This window comes from Pseudomonas sp. ArH3a (assembly GCF_022648765.1).
GTDB lineage: Bacteria > Pseudomonadota > Gammaproteobacteria > Pseudomonadales > Pseudomonadaceae > Aquipseudomonas.
Genome location: NZ_CP080330.1, coordinates 2,654,747 through 2,671,054 on the forward strand (window position 1 = coordinate 2,654,747; position 16,308 = coordinate 2,671,054).

Below are 16,308 nucleotides of genomic sequence, written 5' to 3' on the forward strand. Positions count from 1 at the left end.
AGCAGGTCATCTGTATCAAGGTCTTGAGGATCGTGCTCTCCGTCGAGATGGTCTTCGCGTTCGCCTGATAGTTGCTCTGGGCCTTGATCAGTTCCACCCGTTCGTTGGTCATGTTGGCCATGTTGACCACCACACCGCCGGGGTTGGCAGCGGCACCGTTGGCTTTCCACACGCAGCCGGTGCCCGGTAGCCCGTTGGCAATGGCCAGGGCGGTGTTGGAGGCCGTGCTCGGCGGGGTGACGATGCCGCTGAGTGTGCGCAAGGCGCATGGACGTTCGTGGGAGCCTGTATAGAGAGCCGGTGGAGGCCGCGGATTATTTACGTGGCGCCGGGTTAGAGGTCGCGCATCAGCAGGCCGAAGCGCAGGTCCATCTCGGCCGGGAGCGGCACATACACGGTGTGCCCATCGCCCGGCGCCACCTCGATGGCTTCGCCCTTGGCGTTGTGCAGCGTGGCCAGGTCAAAGTGAAAGTTGCCGGCGGGGGTCATCAGTTCGAGGTGGTTGCCCACGGCGAAGCGATTCTTGACCTTGACCTCGGCCAGCTCGCCACGGCGTTCGCCGGTCAATTCCCCGACAAACTGCTGGCGCTCCGAGACTGAACTGCCGTTCTGGTAGTTCTGGTATTCGTCGTGCACGTGGCGGCGCAGGAAACCTTCGGTGTAGCCGCGCTGGGCCAGGGATTCCAGGTCGGTCATCAGGGTGCGGTCAAATGCGCGGCCGGCCACCGCGTCATCGATGGCCTGGCGATACACCTGGGTGGTGCGTGCGCAGTAGAAGTGCGATTTGGTGCGGCCTTCGATCTTCAGCGAATGCACGCCCATGTGCGTCAGGCGCTCCACGTGCTGCACGGCGCGCAGGTCCTTGGCGTTCATGATGTAGGTGCCGTGTTCATCCTCGAACGCGGGCATGTGCTCATCGGGGCGGTTGGCTTCCTGCAACAGGAATACTTGATCGGTCGGCGCGCCGATGCCCAAGGTCGGCTGGAATTGCTGGACGATCTCGCCCGTGGCGTTTTCCACGGCCGGCGTGGCCTGGTACTTCCAACGGCACGCGTTGGTGCAGGTGCCTTGGTTGGCATCGCGTTTGTTCATATAGCCGGACAACAAACAGCGCCCGGAATAGGCCATGCACAAGGCGCCGTGCACGAACACTTCCAGCTCCATGGTCGGCACCTGCTGGCGGATCTCGTCGATCTCTTCCAACGACAGCTCGCGTGACAGGATCACCCGGCAGATGCCTTGCTGCTGCCAGAACTCCACGCTGGCCCAATTCACGGTATTGGCCTGCACCGACAAGTGAATCGGCATCAGCGGGAAGTGGCGGCGCACCAGCATGATCAGACCTGGGTCGGACATGATCAGCGCATCCGGGCCCATGGCGATCACCGGCGCCAGGTCCTTGAGGAAGGTCTTGAGCTTGGCGTTGTGCGGCGCGATGTTCACCACCACGTAGAAGCGCTTGCCCAGCGCGTGGGCTTCCTGGATGCCGAGGGCCAGGTGGGCGTGGTCGAATTCGTTGTTGCGTACGCGCAGGCTATAGCGCGGCTGGCCGGCGTAGACCGCGTCGGCGCCGTAGGCGAAGGCGTAGCGCATGTTTTTCAGGGTGCCGGCGGGGGCGAGCAGTTCGGGGGCGATCACAGGGGGCATGGGCTCACGTCGCAAAAGGTCGCGAGGGTAGTGGAGCTTGAGGTGGGATTTATTGATCCAGGTCGGCCTTTGCTGATTTTTTATCATGACTTGATTGATGCGCAGGGCGAGTGCGAAGACTCAGGCTTCAAACCCTTGAATCAGGCCGTCTATGCTGGTTGGAGAATCAAGGGCACTCCCAGGATTGGCTGCGGACTAAGCAACAGGGCCTACACAGGGCCTTTGCTTTTCTGACATGGACCGGACATGAATCAAACCAACCTGCAATTCAAAACCCTGCTGTTGCTGCTGGCCCTGGTGACCATCGCCTTCATCTGGATATTGCTGCCGTTCTACGGCGCGGTGTTCTGGGCGGTGATCCTCGGCATTATCTTTGCCCCGATGCAGCGGCGCCTGCAACAGCGGTTCAGTTGGAACCGCAACCTGACGTCGCTGGCGACCCTGACGGTGTGCCTGATCATTGCGATTCTGCCGGTGATCATCACCAGCATATTGCTGGTGCAAGAGGGCGCGACCCTCTACAAAAACATCGAAAGCGGCAAATTGGATGTGGCCGGGTACATCGAGCAGTTCAAGAACGTGCTGCCGCCGTACTTTCAGCACCTGCTGGACCGTTTCGGCATGGGCAACCTGGAAGGCCTGCGGGAGAAAATCGTCAAGAGCGCGATGCAAGGCAGCCAGTTCTTTGCGACCCAGGCATTCAGCTTCGGCCAGGGCACGTTTGATTTCCTGGTGAGCTTTTTCATCATGCTGTATCTGTTGTTTTTCCTGCTGCGTGATGGCCCCGAGCTGGTACGTAAGGTGCGCACGGCGGTGCCGCTGGCCGAGCCGCAAAAGCGTCGCTTGCAGCTCAAGTTCAACCGGGTGGTGCGGGCCACAGTCAAAGGCAACGTATTGGTGGCCGTGACCCAAGGTGCGCTGGGCGGTTTGATCTTCTGGTTTCTGGACATTCCCAGTGCCTTGCTCTGGGCGGTGTTGATGGCGTTTTTGTCACTGCTGCCGGCGGTGGGCGCGGGGATTGTGTGGGGGCCGGTGGCCGCCTACTTCCTGTTGAGCGGTTCGATCTGGCAGGGCGTGGTGCTGGCGTTGTTCGGCGTATTTGTGATCGGGTTGGTGGACAACGTGCTGCGTCCGATCCTGGTGGGCAAGGACACTAAAATGCCCGACTATTTGATCCTGATCTCGACCCTGGGCGGCCTGTCGGTGTTTGGCCTGAACGGGTTTGTGATCGGGCCGCTGGTGGCGGCGTTGTTCATGTCCAGCTGGGCGCTGTTTGTGGAGAGCAAGCCGCGGGTCAAGCTGCCGCTGCCTTGAGCATCACGCGTGCAGCCTGAACGTGGACGCTTGTTGCAACTGTTTTTGTGCGGCGGATAACGAGGTGAGCGGGCCGCTGATGGGCTCGCCATCGCGTACCAGGTACCAGCAGGCCAGTAATCCATGCTCGCGAAGAGAGGCGGGGACGGCGCTGCCGATGACGGACATGATCTGGACAGTGGGCATGATAGATACCTCCGATTGCTATGGAGGCCACCTTAAGCGGTGAATGCACGCAGGAAAAATCACCTGGCTCGATAGTCGACATCAACGCTAAGCGTCAATCCACGACCTGATCCAGCATGTTCACCACTTCCTGCTCACTGAGCAGGCCCTTGCGCACCAGGTTTTCTGCCAGCAAAGCCAGGAACTTCGCGCTGCGGTGGCCTTCCAGGTGCTTGAGTTCGGTGAGTGCGCTGTAGACCTTACTGGAGGTACACAGGCCGGCGGTGCGGTGTGGGTTCTGCGTGGGCATGGTCAGTCGTCCTTGTTGTTATTGGGTGGACAGGGTCAATTGTGAGACTGTTTCGTGACGTAAACATGACAGCGCGAGTATCGGCCCGGCAAGTAGACATTGGCCTTAATGATGTGCGATTACGGCCATGCCATTGTCCTCATAGCGACCTTGGCACTCTAAATCCGGACTTTGCGGGCAAAAAAAAGGCCCCGCGTGTAGGCGAGGCCTGTGCCTGTCATGTCAGTTAAGTGTTACCAGCCGCGACGGTAATAGCCGTGGGGAGGGCCGTAGTAGCCACGCGGTGGGCCGTAATAGACCGGCGCCGGGCGGTAATAAACCTGCTGTTGCACATACACCGGCGGTGGCGGTGCGTAGTAGACCGGCGGCGGAGCGGCATACACCGGCTGCGGCTGGACGTACACCGGCTGCTGCACGTAAACCTCACGCGGTTGGCTGGCAACCACGGAGCCCACGACAGCTGCGCCCACTAACGCACCCAAGACGGCCGGGCCACCCCATCCACCACCGTGGGCGGAGGCTTGGCCTGCCATAGCGAGTGCACCGATAAGCAAGGCGATCTTGGGGATTTTACGAATCATGGTCATTCCTCGGTTAGCCCCTGCGCTTGTGGTCTGCAATCAATAGACTCAAGGATTGTCGCGGGGATACTTTTAAGACAGCGTGTTTCTGAAAAACAGCACAGCCGATAGGTAAAGGTTGTGTAAGGTCTGTACCCAATTGCTTACTCAAAGGAGTTACCCATGCAGATGCACCCCAACAAGGACACCCAACTGTGCATGTCATTGTCGGCGCGCCCTGGAAATTTTGGCTTGCGTTTCCATAACCATCTGTATGAACAGCTGGGTCTGAACTTCTACTATAAGGCCTTCAGCAGCCAGGATTTACCCGGCGCGATCGGCGGTATACGCGCGTTGGGCGTGCGCGGCTGCGGTGTTTCCATGCCGTTCAAGGAGGCCAGCATTGCCCTGGTCGATGAGCTGGACGACTCGGTCAAGGCCATCACGTCCCTCAATACCATCGTCAACACCAATGGCCACCTCAAGGCCTACAACACGGACTACATCGCTGTCGAACAACTGCTGAAAAAGCACGCGGTACCGAAGGATTCGACCTTTGCCCTGCGTGGCAGCGGCGGCATGGGCAAGGCCGTGGCCAGCGCTTTGCGCGACGGCGGTTACGCCAACGGCGTGATTGTGGCGCGTAACGAGGCAGCGGGCCGGGCGTTGGCCCAGAACTTGGGGTATGAATGGCTGCCGGAATTGGGTGACCTGCGCCCGCAGATGTTGGTCAACGTGACGCCGATCGGCATGAGCGGTGGGGCGCAGGCGAATCAATTGGCGTTTGACGCTGAGGCTGTGGATGCGGCCGATACGCTATTTGATGTGGTGGCGATCCCCGCCGAAACGCCGCTGATCGTGCGCGGGCGTGCCAAAGGCAAGCGCGTGATTACCGGGCTGGAAGTGATCGCGATCCAGGCGTTGGAGCAGTTTGTGCTGTACACCGGCGTGCGGCCGACTGATGAGCAGTTTAAGGCGGCAGTGGCCTTCGCCCGAGGCTAAGCCTTGTACATAGTCAATGTGGGAGCGGGCTTGCTCGCGAAGGCGGTGTGTCAGTCAATAGATGAACCGACTGATTAGCCGCTTTCGCGAGCAAGACCGCTCCCACATGTTTGACCGAGTTAAGCCTGTTCCAGCTGGGCCAGGCGCTCTTCCAACGCAGCAATCCTGGCTTCAAGCTCTTCGATACGATCCAGAGAGACTGCACCAGCCGACCGCTCCACCGGACTCCCGCGCGCCGCCAGAATCACCTCGATATCCGCCGGATCCCCCAGCGCGTGGGTATACCGGTCTTCCCGCTGCCCCGCCTGTTTCGGCACCAGCACTGCCAGCCCGCGCGCAATCAGGCGCTCCAGCTGGTGCACGACCTGCTCGGCATCTTCAAAGTCATGCATGCGCCCGCTGCGGGTCAGCAGCTCATTGACGGTTTGCGGCCCGCGCAGGAACAGCAGCCCGATCAGGATCACCTGTGCCGGTACCAGCTCCAGCGCCTTGTCCACGCGATGCTCCCAACGGTCGGCGCGGCTGCCCATCACCAGGCGGGTAAAGCCCTGGCCTTCCAGCGCGCGCAGGCTTTGGCCGACCTGGCCTTGGCTGAGGTTGGTCACCGGCTCGCGGCTGGTCTTCTGGTTGCAGGCCAGCACCAGGGCGTTGAGGGTCAGGGGGTAGGTTTCCGGGTTGGTCGCCTGTTTTTCTATCAGGCAGCCCAGGATGCGGATTTCCGTGCTGTTCAGGCGCGGCTCAGGGGTCTCGGTGTCGTGCTCAGCGGTCATCGCGCTTTCCCTATGCAGTGAATGCACTAGCCTAAGCTGGAAAAAATAAAAGACAAGCAGCTGGCATGTCTATAATCGCCGCTGGTTCCAAACCCTGCCATAACCGCGAGACTGTCATGACTATTTCCCTGTACGCCGCCTCCATCCCGGTCTTCAAGCAAATGCTCAACGCCCTGAGCGATGTGCTGAACAAAGCCGAAGCCCACGCCACCGCCAAGAACATCGAGCCGAACGCACTGCTGCAAGCGCGTCTGTTCCCGGACATGTTCCAACTGGTACGCCAGGTGCAGATCGCCGTCGACTTCGCCAAGGGTGTTTCCGCACGCCTGGCCGAGATCGAAGTGCCGAAGTACGAAGACAGCGAAGTGACCTTTGCCGACCTGCAGGCACTGATCGCCAAGGTGCTGGCATTTGTCGACACCATCAAGCCTGAGCAAGTCGACGGCAAGGAAGGCATCGAGATCATCACCCGCCCAGGCACGCCGAAAGAGAAGCGCTTCAGCGGCCAGTCCTACCTGCTGACCTACGGCCTGCCGCAGTTCTTCTTCCACGTCACCACCGCTTACGCCTTGTTGCGTCACAACGGTGTGGAAGTGGGCAAGCGCGATTACATGGGTTCTTTCTAAATAGCCGCTTTCTAAATAGCCACTTTTCAAGCCAAAAAAAGCCCGGGGTGGTTCTTCAATGAACCTCCCCGGGCTTTTTTGTGCCTGAGCGTTAAGCCGGTTGCTCTTCCTTGCCCAGGCACGCCGCCGCAGTAAACAGCACATCGGTGGACGAGTTGAGTGCGGTTTCCGCCGAATCCTGCAGCACGCCGATAATAAAACCGACGGCCACCACCTGCATGGCGATCTCGCTGGGAATACCAAACAGGCTGCATGCCAAGGGAATCAGCAACAGCGAACCGCCGGCCACACCCGATGCGCCACAGGCACACACCGCCGCGACCACGCTGAGCAGCACGGCGGTCGGCAGGTCGACGGCAATCCCGAGGGTGTGCACGGCCGCCAGGGTCAACACGGTGATGGTCGTCGCGGCACCGGCCATGTTGATGGTGGCACCCAGCGGGATCGACACCGAGTAGGTGTCTTCATGCAGGCCCAGGCGTTTGCTCAACGCCAGGTTCACCGGGATATTCGCCGCCGAGCTGCGAGTAAAGAACGCGGTGATGCCGCTTTCGCGCAGGCACAACAGCACCAGCGGGTATGGGTTACGGCGTAGTTTCCAGAACACGATGGCGGGGTTGACCACCAACGCCACGAACAGCATGCAGCCGATCAGCACCGCCAGCAGGTGCGCGTAGCCGAGCAGGGCGCCGAAACCGGAAGTGGCCAGGGTCGAGGCCACCAGGCCGAAGATACCCAACGGTGCGAAGCGAATCACCACGCGCACAATCAGCGTTACCCCGTTGGACAGGTCATCCAGCACCGTGCGGGTCGTCTCGCCAGCATGGCGAATCGCTATGCCCATGCCGACGGCCCAGGCCAGGATGCCGATGAAATTGGCATTCATCAGCGCACTGACTGGGTTATCCACCACGCTGAGCAGCAAGCTTTGCAGGACCTCGCCGATACCGCCGGGGGCGCTGACGGTGAGGTCATGGGAGGCCAGTACCAGCGTCGAGGGGAACAGCGTGCTGCCCACCACCGCGACGACGGCAGCCGCAAAGGTGCCCAGCAAGTACAGGAACAGGATCGGCTTGATATGGGTTTCCTGGCCATGTTTATGGCCGGCAATCGAAGCCATCACCAGCACAAACACCAGGATCGGCGCCACGGCCTTGAGCGCGGCGACAAACACCTTGCCGATAAAACCGCTGGCCTTGGCTGCCTCGGGCAACAGCAGGGCCAACAGTATGCCGGCGACCAGGCCGATGAGGATTTGCGTGACCAGGCTGACGCGGGTCAGGCGCTGGAAGAGGGAAGGGGCGGCAGTCATAAACAGTTGTCTCTAGTTCTTTTAATGGGAAGCAGCATTGCAGGCAGGAAGCGCAGATGAAAGCAGGCGCAAAGTCTAACATGCTGTAGGAAGCGTCCCGTTCAGTGCGACATTCCGTCACCGCGGCCGTAGGCTTTGGCCATATCCCGACATACTCTGTTAACATTCTCGCCTCTCACCTTTCCTATCCGTCAGCGAGCCCTTCGGGCTGTCGTTGATGTCGTCGTTTCTGGAGTTTTCATGCTGTTTCCCATCCTGCTGCTGTCGGCTGCCGGCTTTACTGTGCTGACCACAGAATTCATCATCGTCGGCCTGTTGCCGGCCATTGCCCGGGACTTGCATGTCAGCGTGTCCCAGGCCGGGCTGCTGGTGACCCTGTTCGCCTTTACCGTGGCGGCGTTCGGCCCGTTTCTCACGGCGTACTTCGCACGCTTCCCACGCAAACGGCTGTTTATCAGCATCCTGATCATGTTCGGGGTGGCCAATACCGTGGCGGCATTGGCGCCGAATATTTGGGTGATGGCCTTTGCACGGTTGATTCCGGCGCTAGGGTTGCCGGTGTTCTGGGCCTTGGCCAGTGAAACCGCGGTGGACATCGTCGGCCCGGAATACGCCGGGCGCGCCATCGAAAAGATTGGTTTCGGCATCGTCTGCGCCACGGTGTTCGGCATCCCCGTGGGCACCTTGATTTCCGACATGTTCGGCTGGCGCACCGCGTTTGCCATCCTCGCCGTCGTGGCGTTGGCCAAAGCGTTGCTGCTGTTCATCTACCTGCCGGTGACAAAACCGAAGAACGATCAGGTGACGCTGCGCTCGCAGTTCAAGATCCTGCGTAACCCGGTGATGCAGGGCCATATTTTGCTGTCGATCCTGGTGTTCAGCGGCATGTTCACCGCCTACACCTACCTGGCGGACATCCTCGAGCGCCTGGCCGGCTTTGACGGCACACTGGTGGGCTGGTGCTTGATGGGCTTTGGCGCAGTGGGCTTGATCGGCAACTCCCTGGGTGGGCGCGCAGTGGATCGCCACCCGTTGATCGCGTCCATGGTGTTCTGCGGCTTCATGATCGCGGGCATGGTGGCCTTGGTCCCGGCGATTCACTCACCGGTCGGCCTGGCGGCGGCCATGGCGGTGTGGGGCGTGACCCAGGCGGCGATGTTCCTGGTCAGCCACGTGCGCTTGATGAAGGCCGCACCCCATGCGCCGGCGTTTGCCGCCTCGTTGAACATTGCCGGGGCCAACCTGGGGATTGGCCTGGGGGCGATGGTCGGCGGGCATGTGATCGACACCCTCGGCCTTGGCAGCCTGGGCTTTGCCGCCTCCGGGTTTATCCTGGTGTCGATCCTGCTGGCGCTGTGGCTGATGATTGCCAAACCGACCGCCGCCCGCGCCTGATCATCAGGGCAGGGCGGTAAACAGCTCGCGTCGCGCCCCTTCGGTAATCGCCACGATGCCGGGGTGCTTGACCTTGCGCTCCACCGAGATCGCGTAGAACGACTCGGTGACCGCATCGGTCTGGCCGATCAGCGCCACGCCGTACTGGCGCACCACCTCATCGGCAATCACGCTGGGCGCGATAAAGATCCCGCTGCCGGATTGGCCAAATGCCTGCATCAAGGCACTGTCGTCGAACTCGCCGATGATCTTCGGTTGAATCTGCTGCTCGGCAAACCAGCGCTGCAAGCGGCTGCGCACCACCGTTTCTGCACCCGGAATCAACAAGGGTGCGCCCTGCAAGCACTGTGGGAAATCGCCGCCGTATTGGTCAGCCAATGCCTGGGTGGCGAAAAAACTGATGCCGCATTCGCCCAGTTTCTGGCTGTAGCCCTTGATGTCCAGGTGCGTGGGCATGGGGCTGTCGGAAATTACCAGGTCCAGGCGCTGGATCGCCAAGTCGGCCAATAAACGTTCGAGTTTGTCCTCGCGGCAGGTGATGCGGATCGGCTCGCTCAGTTCCATGGTCGGTGCAATCAGCCGGTACACGATGGACTTGGGCACCACATCCGCGACCCCGACCCGGAACAGGATCTGCTGTTCATTGGGCTCTGCGCGCAACAACGCCTCCAACTCATTGCCGGTCTGGAACATCTGCTCGGCGTAGGGCAGGACGCGGCGCCCGGCTTCGGTGAGTTCCAACTGGCGCCCGACGCGCTGAAACAACGCGATGCCAAAGGTTTTCTCCAGCAGGCTGATCTGCCCGCTGATGGTCTGGGGCGTGAGGTTAAGTTGCTCACAGGCGCGTACGATGCTGCCGGTCTTGGCCACAACCCAGAAGTAATGCAGCTGTCGGTAATTGAGCATGGCAGGCTACACTTCGTAAAAAACGAAGTATACGTGAAAAAAATACGAATTTTCCTGAAGTGTTCACGTGCATAGAATGCCTCGCTATCGAGGGGCCACTATTTGGACCCAATGGTTCTAACGAGGAATACATCATGAAACTCAATTCTCTGGGCGCCGCGTCGTTGCTTGCGCTTTCATTGGTAATGGTCAGCGGCTGTGATCAGGTGGAAAAGAGCGCCCAGCAAGTGCTGGGCAAGGCCACCGAATCCGCCAAGCAGGCTATCGATGAAACCCATAAAGCTGCCGAACAGGCTTTGAGTGAAGCGACACAGGGCCTGATCAGCCCGGAAAAAAACGATGATCAGAAACAAAAAGAATCTGAATCAAGCAGCAAAGAAGCTTAACTCCCCAGCACAACGTCAGGACTGACCTATGGATTACCTTTTACAACTGGCTGCCAGCCCCACCGCCTGGGTCGCACTGGCCACCTTGATCGTCATGGAAATCGTGCTGGGCATCGATAACCTGATCTTTATCTCGATCCTCACCAACAAATTGCCCGAGAAGCACCGAGCCAAGGCGCGGCGCATCGGCATCAGCATGGCGCTGGTGTTACGCCTGGGCCTGTTGAGCACCATTGCGTTTATCGTGCAGTTGACGGCGCCAGTGTTCGAAATCTTCGGCCAGGCATTTTCGTGGAAGGACATGATCCTGATCGCCGGTGGTCTGTTCCTGGTGTGGAAGGCGACCACCGAGATCCACCACAGCATGGACCCGGAGCCGGAGCAGAAGGAATCCGTCAGTAACGTCGTGACCATTGGCTTTGCTGCGGCCATCGGCCAGATCCTGTTGCTCGACCTGGTGTTCTCCATCGACAGCATCATCACCGCCGTGGGCATGACCGAGCACTTGCCGATCATGATCATTGCTGTGGTGGTCTCGGTGATCGTGATGCTCGTGGCGGCTGAACCGCTGGCCAAGTTCATCAACGACAACCCGACCGTGGTGATGCTGGCCCTGGGCTTCCTGATCATGATCGGCATGACGCTGATCGCCGAAGGCTTCGGCGCCCATGTGCCAAAAGGCTACGTGTATGCGGCCATGGCGTTCTCGGCAGCGATTGAGTGCTTGAACATCGCACGACGCAATCGCCATCAGCGTTTGCTCGCCGCCAGGCAGTAACGCCAGAAACGCAAAAAGCCGGCTGAGCTAACAAGCGCCCAGCCGGCTTTTTGCTGTCTGATAGAATCTGCGCACTTGTTACCTTGAGGTCCACCATGAACGAGCCGATTCGCCTCACCCAGTACAGCCACGGCGCGGGTTGCGGCTGCAAGATTTCACCCCAGGTGCTGGAAGTGATCCTCGCCGGCAGCGGCGCACAGAACCTGGATCCCAACCTGTGGGTAGGCAACGCCTCACGCGACGACGCGGCGGTGTACGCCATCGACGACGAGCGTGGCGTGGTCTCCACCACCGACTTTTTCATGCCGATTGTCGATGACCCCTTCGACTTCGGCCGCATCGCCGCCACCAACGCGATCAGCGATATCTACGCCATGGGCGGCGATCCGTTGATGGCCATCGCCATTCTGGGCTGGCCGGTGAATGTGCTGGCGCCGGAGATCGCCCGCGAAGTGATCCGTGGCGGCCGTTCGGTGTGCGACGCCGCCGGCATTCCGTTGGCCGGTGGGCACTCCATCGACGCGCCGGAGCCGATCTTCGGCCTGGCCGTCACCGGCATCGTGCAAAAGCGCCATATGAAGCGTAACGACACCGCCACCGCCGGGTGCAAGCTGTACCTGACCAAACCGCTGGGCATCGGCATCCTCACCACCGCCGAGAAGAAGGGCAAGTTGCGCGAGGCGGACATCGGCCTGGCCCGCGACTGGATGTGCACCCTCAACAAGCCTGGCAGCCGTTTCGGCAAGTTGGCGGGCGTTACTGCCATGACCGATGTCACCGGTTTCGGCCTGCTGGGCCATCTCGTGGAGATGGCTGACGGCAGCGGCCTGACAGCGCGCATCGAGTATGAAAAAGTCCCACGCCTGCCGGGGGTTGAAGACTACCTGGATCAGGGTTGCATGCCCGGTGGCACGTTGCGCAACTTCGACAGCTATTCGAGCAAGCTCGGGCGCCTGCAAGAGCTGCACAAGCGCGTGCTGTGCGACCCACAAACCAGCGGCGGCTTGCTGATTGCCGTGACCCCGGAGGGCGACGCCGAATTCCACACGGTGGCCGCCGAGCTGGGCCTGAGCCTTGAGCCAATCGGCGAACTGGTTGAGCGACAGACCCACGCGGTAGAGGTGTTTTGATGGCAACTGACATCACCGACTACCGCGACATCTTCCTTAACAATCGGCCGATGATGGATACCCGCGCGCCAATCGAGTTCACCAAGGGCGCATTTCCTGGGGTGATCAACCTGCCGCTGATGACCGACGACGAGCGCCAGCGGGTCGGCACTTGCTACAAGCAGCAGGGCCAGCAGGCGGCAATCGTTTTGGGGCATGAACTGGTGTCCGGGGCGACCAAGGCCGAGCGCATCGAACAGTGGGCGCAGTTTGCCAAGGCCAACCCTGAGGGTTATTTGTATTGTTTTCGCGGCGGTCTGCGTTCGCAGATCGTGCAGCAATGGCTGAAGACCGAAGCCGGTATCGAGTACCCGCGGGTGGGCGGTGGCTACAAGGCCATGCGTACCTTTCTGCTGGAGACGCTGGAGCACGCCACGGCAGAGTGTGATTTCGTGTTGTTGGGCGGCATGACCGGCACCGGCAAGACCGAAGTGCTCGGCCAACTGCGCAACGCCCTGGACTTGGAAGGCCACGCCAACCATCGTGGCTCCAGCTTCGGCAAACGCGCGACATCACAACCCTCAAACATCGACTTCGAAAACCGCTTGGCCGTGGACCTGCTCAAAAGACGCGCGGCCGGCGTCGAGCAGTTTGTCGTCGAGGACGAAAGTCGCACGATCGGCAGTTGCGCGCTGCCCTTGCCGTTGCACAAGGGCATGCAGACATTTCCAATGGTGTGGTTGGAAGACAGTATTGAAGGCCGCGTCGAAAGAATCCTGCGCGATTACGTGGTCGACCTCTGCGCCGAGTTCATCCAGGTATTTGGCGACAATGGCCAGGCGCTGTTTGCCGAACGCCTGACCCAGAGCTTGGCCAATATCCACAAACGCCTGGGCGGCGAGCGCTTCCAGCGGTTGCAGGCAATCCTGCAGGACGCTTTGGCCGAGCAGGCCCGCAGCGGTGCGGTGGAACTGCATCGGGTGTGGATCGAGGGCTTGTTGCGCGAGTACTACGACCCGATGTACGCCTTCCAGCGTGAAAGCAAAGGCGCGCGGATCGAGTTTGCGGGCGAGCAGAGCGCGGTGGTGGAGTACCTGCGCGAGCGGATTGCCAGGTCAGCATAATGGAGTGGGTTTAAGGGCCTTTTCGCGAGCAAGCCTGCTCTCACATTTTTGACCGCGTTCATTCTGTAGAAACGCGGTCAAAAAGTGGGCGCTGGCTTGCCTGCGATAAGGCCCTCAGCCTCACCTGAAAACTAAAGAATCACCGCCCCAATCAACCCACACACCACACCCACCAGCATGGTCAGCCCGGCCACCGTCACCAGCACCCGCGCATCGAAATCCTTGCGCAGCATCAACAGTGACGGCAGGCTCACGCTGGGCAGGGTCATCAGCAAGGCCACGGCCGGGCCGGTGCCCATGCCCAGAGTCATCATGGTTTGTACGATAGGGATCTCAGCTGCTGTAGGAATCACGAACAGTGTGCCGACGATGGCCAGCGGTACCAACCACATCAGGCTGTTGGCCATGGCCCCGTCGACATGGGGGAACAGCCAGACCCGCGCGGCACCCAACACCAGCACGGCGAGGATATAGACCGGGATCGTGCTCCAGAACAACTGCCACAGGGTACGCAACCAACGGCTCAGGAAAGGTTGCGATTCGCTCAGGCTAGCGTCGGCTACCGCGTCTAAAGCGGCTTCGGGCACCTGATCGGGTCGGGCAATCCGCTGTGCCACCAGGGACACGCCGACCACCAGTACAATCCCCGCAACCAACCGCAACGCGGTAAAGCCCCAGCCCAACACAAAGCCCATGAACACCAGCGTCGCCGGGTTCAAGACCGGGTTGGCGATCCAGAACGCCAGTGCGGCGCCTACCGATACGTGCTGACGGCGCATGCCCGCCGCCACCGGTGCTGCGCAGCAACTGCACATCATGCCCGGCAAGGCGAACAGCCCGCCGCGCAGGGTCGAACCCAGGCCGGCGCGGCCAAACAGGCGCAGCAGCCAGTCGCGGGGGATCAACACTTGCAGCAGCGAACCCAGAATCACCGCCAGCACGGCGGCCTTCCAGATGGCTAGGAAATACACTTGGGCATAGGCCAGCGCGGCCGTCAGGGGGGCGGTTTGCTGATCATTGAGAATCGAGGCGCCGATGCTGTGGTTATCCGCTGCCACGAACGCCTTGAGGTAATAGGGCGACCACTTCACGTAGTAGAGGCCGATGCAGGCCACCAGCAGGAACAGCGCTGGTTTCCACCAGAACGACCAGCCCCGGTTGGGCTGGGTAGAGATGAGGTTGGGCATGGTGCAGGTCCGCAGAGGGTTCAATAGCGGGGCATCATACGCCTGTGTCAGATATCCGCAGCGGTCTGCGTTGCATCCGGGCACGTCTGCTGGCCGTTATCCAGGCCTTGCTTGTAGTTGCGGCTGAGCAGGGAGGCCTTGCCGTTATGCCAGGTCAAGGTCAGTACATACAAGGTGTCGAAGTCACTGCCTGACCAATCGTCGGTGATGGTGTGTTTTTCACCCGAGGCTTCACTGGCCACCTTGTTGATCAGCTCCGGCAGGTAGCCGTGGGACCAGGCGGTGTAGATGATCGAGTTGTGGTACTTGTCTTCCACCAGCTCGTCAGCGAGGTCGCTGGTGTCGTTGGCCGAGAATTTGATGTTAACCGGCAGGCCGAGCTTGATGGCGCTAGGGCTGATGGTCATCAACGGGCGAATGTAGCTGTACGAATTGTCCTTTTCGCCTTCTTCGACATTGCGCGTCGGGTTGGGGGCAAACACATAGTTGGCATTACCGAATTTTTGCGGTAGCACGGTGGCCAGGTTCATGGCGCGGTTCAGGCCTTGGCAGTTCAGCTGGCCGAGGCCGCCGGCGGGTTTTTCGCCGTGGCGCAGGAATACCAGGGTTTGTACGCCGTCTACCGGCCCGGCGCTGCTGATTCGTGATTCCAGGGTCAGACCGATCGCGCCGCCGACCACGAGCAGCGGCAACATGATGTATGAGTAACGTTTAAGGCGACGAGCAAGGCACAAAGGCTTGATTCTCATTGTAGGTTCGAGTCTTCAGTGCATCGGGTTAAGGCGGACAAGCCCGGCCCCAGCGACGCATGCGGCGCCCTGCGGTTTTTCCATGTCGTTGTAACAGGGTGTCTCCTTTCACCGTGATGGCGCAGTTAAGAGTGCATATAGCCACTTTGGTTCGCCTGCGCGCCAGATTAGCGTGGCAATGTTGCGCAATGATGACCCATGCACGACGTTGGGTAGGTGGTTATTATGTGAGCTTTGCGCCTGGGGATTTTCTGATGAACGCACTCGCCGCTTTTCCGATTAATAGCAAATGGCCTGCCCAGCATCCGGAACGTTTGCAGTTGTATTCGTTGGCTACGCCCAACGGCGTCAAAGTATCCATCATGCTTGAAGAACTGGGCTTGCCTTATGACGCGCACAAGGTCAGTTTCGAGACTCAGGACCAGTTTTCGCCTGAGTTCTTGTCGCTGAACCCCAACAACAAAATCCCCGCGATCATCGACCCCAATGGCCCGAGCGGTCAGCCATTGGCGCTGTTCGAGTCAGGCGCGATCCTGATCTACCTGGCGGAGAAAACCAGCCAATTGCTCTCCGAAGACCCGGCCACCCGTTACGAAACCCTCCAATGGCTGATGTTCCAGATGGCCGGTATCGGGCCGATGTTCGGCCAAGTGGGGTTCTTCAACAAATTTGCCGGCAAGGCCTACGAAGATAAACGCCCGCGTGATCGCTACGTGGCCGAGTCCCGGCGCTTGCTGGATGTGTTGGAAAAACGCCTGCTGGGCTGCACCTGGATCATGGGCGACGAGTACAGCATCGCCGACATCGCTACCTTTCCATGGATTCGCAACCTGATCGGCTTCTACGAATCCGGCGACCTGGTAGGCATTGCCGATTTCCCGAACGTACTGCGCGCGTTGGACGGCTTTGTCGCACGTCCGGCGGTGATCCGTGGCCTGAACATACCTGCCTGACCCCAAGAGCGTTGA

Annotated in this window: 18 protein-coding genes and 1 pseudogene; 9 read left to right on the plus strand and 10 right to left on the minus strand. The window is 60.3% G+C overall.

The genetic code is table 11. The features are described 5' to 3' along the window. Positions 1–4 precede the first annotated feature (4 nt). Both K0P33_RS12190 and yegQ read right to left on the minus strand, forming a co-directional pair. A pseudogene (locus tag K0P33_RS12190) lies at positions 5–115 on the minus strand (flagellar basal body rod C-terminal domain-containing protein); the annotation flags it as partial. 218 nt (positions 116–333) lie between these two features. After that, the gene (gene yegQ, locus K0P33_RS12195; RefSeq protein WP_242155432.1) at positions 334–1,647 is read right to left on the minus strand and encodes a tRNA 5-hydroxyuridine modification protein YegQ; all 1,314 of its coding nucleotides are present in this window, start codon (positions 1,645–1,647) and stop codon (positions 334–336) included. 246 nt (positions 1,648–1,893) lie between these two features. On the opposite strand from yegQ, the gene K0P33_RS12200 reads away from it, so the two are divergent. After that, a complete protein-coding gene (locus K0P33_RS12200; protein WP_094952546.1) occupies positions 1,894–2,961 on the plus strand; it encodes an AI-2E family transporter in 1,068 nt (355 codons plus the stop codon). 3 nt (positions 2,962–2,964) lie between these two features. Here the strand turns inward: K0P33_RS12200 and K0P33_RS12205 are convergent, their stop codons facing one another. The 3 genes from K0P33_RS12205 to K0P33_RS12215 all read right to left on the minus strand — a co-directional run bounded on the left by K0P33_RS12205 (position 2,965) and on the right by K0P33_RS12215 (position 4,023). Next, on the minus strand, positions 2,965–3,147 hold the full coding sequence (locus K0P33_RS12205) for a hypothetical protein (protein WP_083359190.1): 183 nt from the start codon (positions 3,145–3,147) through the stop codon (positions 2,965–2,967). A 94-nt stretch (positions 3,148–3,241) separates the two neighbouring features. Then, positions 3,242–3,436 carry a hypothetical protein gene (locus K0P33_RS12210; RefSeq protein WP_010211349.1) on the minus strand — a complete coding sequence of 65 codons (195 nt, stop codon included), beginning with the start codon at positions 3,434–3,436 and terminating at the stop codon, positions 3,242–3,244. A 233-nt stretch (positions 3,437–3,669) separates the two neighbouring features. Continuing rightward, on the minus strand, positions 3,670–4,023 hold the full coding sequence (locus K0P33_RS12215; RefSeq protein WP_083359188.1) for a hypothetical protein: 354 nt from the start codon (positions 4,021–4,023) through the stop codon (positions 3,670–3,672). A gap of 156 nt (positions 4,024–4,179) precedes the next feature. Here K0P33_RS12215 and K0P33_RS12220 point away from each other — a divergent pair, with 156 nt between their 5' ends. Next, the gene (locus K0P33_RS12220; RefSeq protein WP_094952547.1) at positions 4,180–4,998 is read left to right on the plus strand and encodes a shikimate 5-dehydrogenase; all 819 of its coding nucleotides are present in this window, start codon (positions 4,180–4,182) and stop codon (positions 4,996–4,998) included. A gap of 119 nt (positions 4,999–5,117) precedes the next feature. Here K0P33_RS12220 and K0P33_RS12225 read toward each other — a convergent pair whose 3' ends face one another. Beyond that, the gene (locus K0P33_RS12225; protein ID WP_094952548.1) at positions 5,118–5,768 is read right to left on the minus strand and encodes a DUF480 domain-containing protein; all 651 of its coding nucleotides are present in this window, start codon (positions 5,766–5,768) and stop codon (positions 5,118–5,120) included. A 116-nt stretch (positions 5,769–5,884) separates the two neighbouring features. On the opposite strand from K0P33_RS12225, the gene K0P33_RS12230 reads away from it, so the two are divergent. Then, positions 5,885–6,394 carry a DUF1993 domain-containing protein gene (locus K0P33_RS12230; protein WP_094952549.1) on the plus strand — a complete coding sequence of 170 codons (510 nt, stop codon included), beginning with the start codon at positions 5,885–5,887 and terminating at the stop codon, positions 6,392–6,394. A 91-nt stretch (positions 6,395–6,485) separates the two neighbouring features. Here K0P33_RS12230 and sstT read toward each other — a convergent pair whose 3' ends face one another. Continuing rightward, positions 6,486–7,706 carry a serine/threonine transporter SstT gene (sstT, locus tag K0P33_RS12235; RefSeq protein WP_242155434.1) on the minus strand — a complete coding sequence of 407 codons (1,221 nt, stop codon included), beginning with the start codon at positions 7,704–7,706 and terminating at the stop codon, positions 6,486–6,488. A 240-nt stretch (positions 7,707–7,946) separates the two neighbouring features. On the opposite strand from sstT, the gene K0P33_RS12240 reads away from it, so the two are divergent. After that, complete coding sequence (locus K0P33_RS12240) at positions 7,947–9,101, plus strand: MFS transporter (protein WP_242155435.1); 1,155 nt, start codon at positions 7,947–7,949, stop codon at positions 9,099–9,101. Positions 9,102–9,104: 3 nt separating this feature from the next. Here the strand turns inward: K0P33_RS12240 and nhaR are convergent, their stop codons facing one another. Next, a complete protein-coding gene (nhaR, locus tag K0P33_RS12245) occupies positions 9,105–10,007 on the minus strand; it encodes a transcriptional activator NhaR (RefSeq protein ID WP_242155436.1) in 903 nt (300 codons plus the stop codon). 134 nt (positions 10,008–10,141) lie between these two features. Between nhaR and K0P33_RS12250 the strand changes: the two genes are divergently transcribed. The 4 genes from K0P33_RS12250 (at position 10,142) to mnmH (ending at position 13,404) form a co-directional block, all read left to right on the plus strand. Beyond that, entirely contained in the window at positions 10,142–10,393 is a 252-nt protein-coding gene (locus K0P33_RS12250) for a hypothetical protein (RefSeq protein ID WP_094952553.1), read from the plus strand. 28 nt (positions 10,394–10,421) lie between these two features. Beyond that, complete coding sequence (locus K0P33_RS12255) at positions 10,422–11,171, plus strand: TerC family protein (protein WP_094952554.1); 750 nt, start codon at positions 10,422–10,424, stop codon at positions 11,169–11,171. Positions 11,172–11,266: 95 nt separating this feature from the next. Beyond that, a complete protein-coding gene (gene selD / locus K0P33_RS12260; protein WP_094952555.1) occupies positions 11,267–12,301 on the plus strand; it encodes a selenide, water dikinase SelD in 1,035 nt (344 codons plus the stop codon). Then, positions 12,301–13,404: a tRNA 2-selenouridine(34) synthase MnmH gene (gene mnmH, locus K0P33_RS12265; RefSeq protein ID WP_242155437.1), complete on the plus strand. Its 1,104-nt coding sequence runs from the start codon at positions 12,301–12,303 to the stop codon at positions 13,402–13,404. Before selD ends, mnmH begins: the two co-directional genes overlap by 1 nt. 131 nt (positions 13,405–13,535) lie before the next feature. Here mnmH and K0P33_RS12270 read toward each other — a convergent pair whose 3' ends face one another. Further along, a complete protein-coding gene (locus K0P33_RS12270; protein WP_094952557.1) occupies positions 13,536–14,591 on the minus strand; it encodes a permease in 1,056 nt (351 codons plus the stop codon). A 47-nt stretch (positions 14,592–14,638) separates the two neighbouring features. Then, positions 14,639–15,340 (minus strand): histidine phosphatase family protein, encoded by a 702-nt coding sequence (locus K0P33_RS12275; RefSeq protein WP_094952558.1) that lies wholly within the window; start codon positions 15,338–15,340, stop codon positions 14,639–14,641. Between the two features lie 254 nt (positions 15,341–15,594). Between K0P33_RS12275 and K0P33_RS12280 the strand changes: the two genes are divergently transcribed. Next, on the plus strand, positions 15,595–16,293 hold the full coding sequence (locus K0P33_RS12280; protein WP_242155438.1) for a glutathione S-transferase N-terminal domain-containing protein: 699 nt from the start codon (positions 15,595–15,597) through the stop codon (positions 16,291–16,293). The last annotated feature ends 15 nt before the right edge of the window (positions 16,294–16,308 follow it).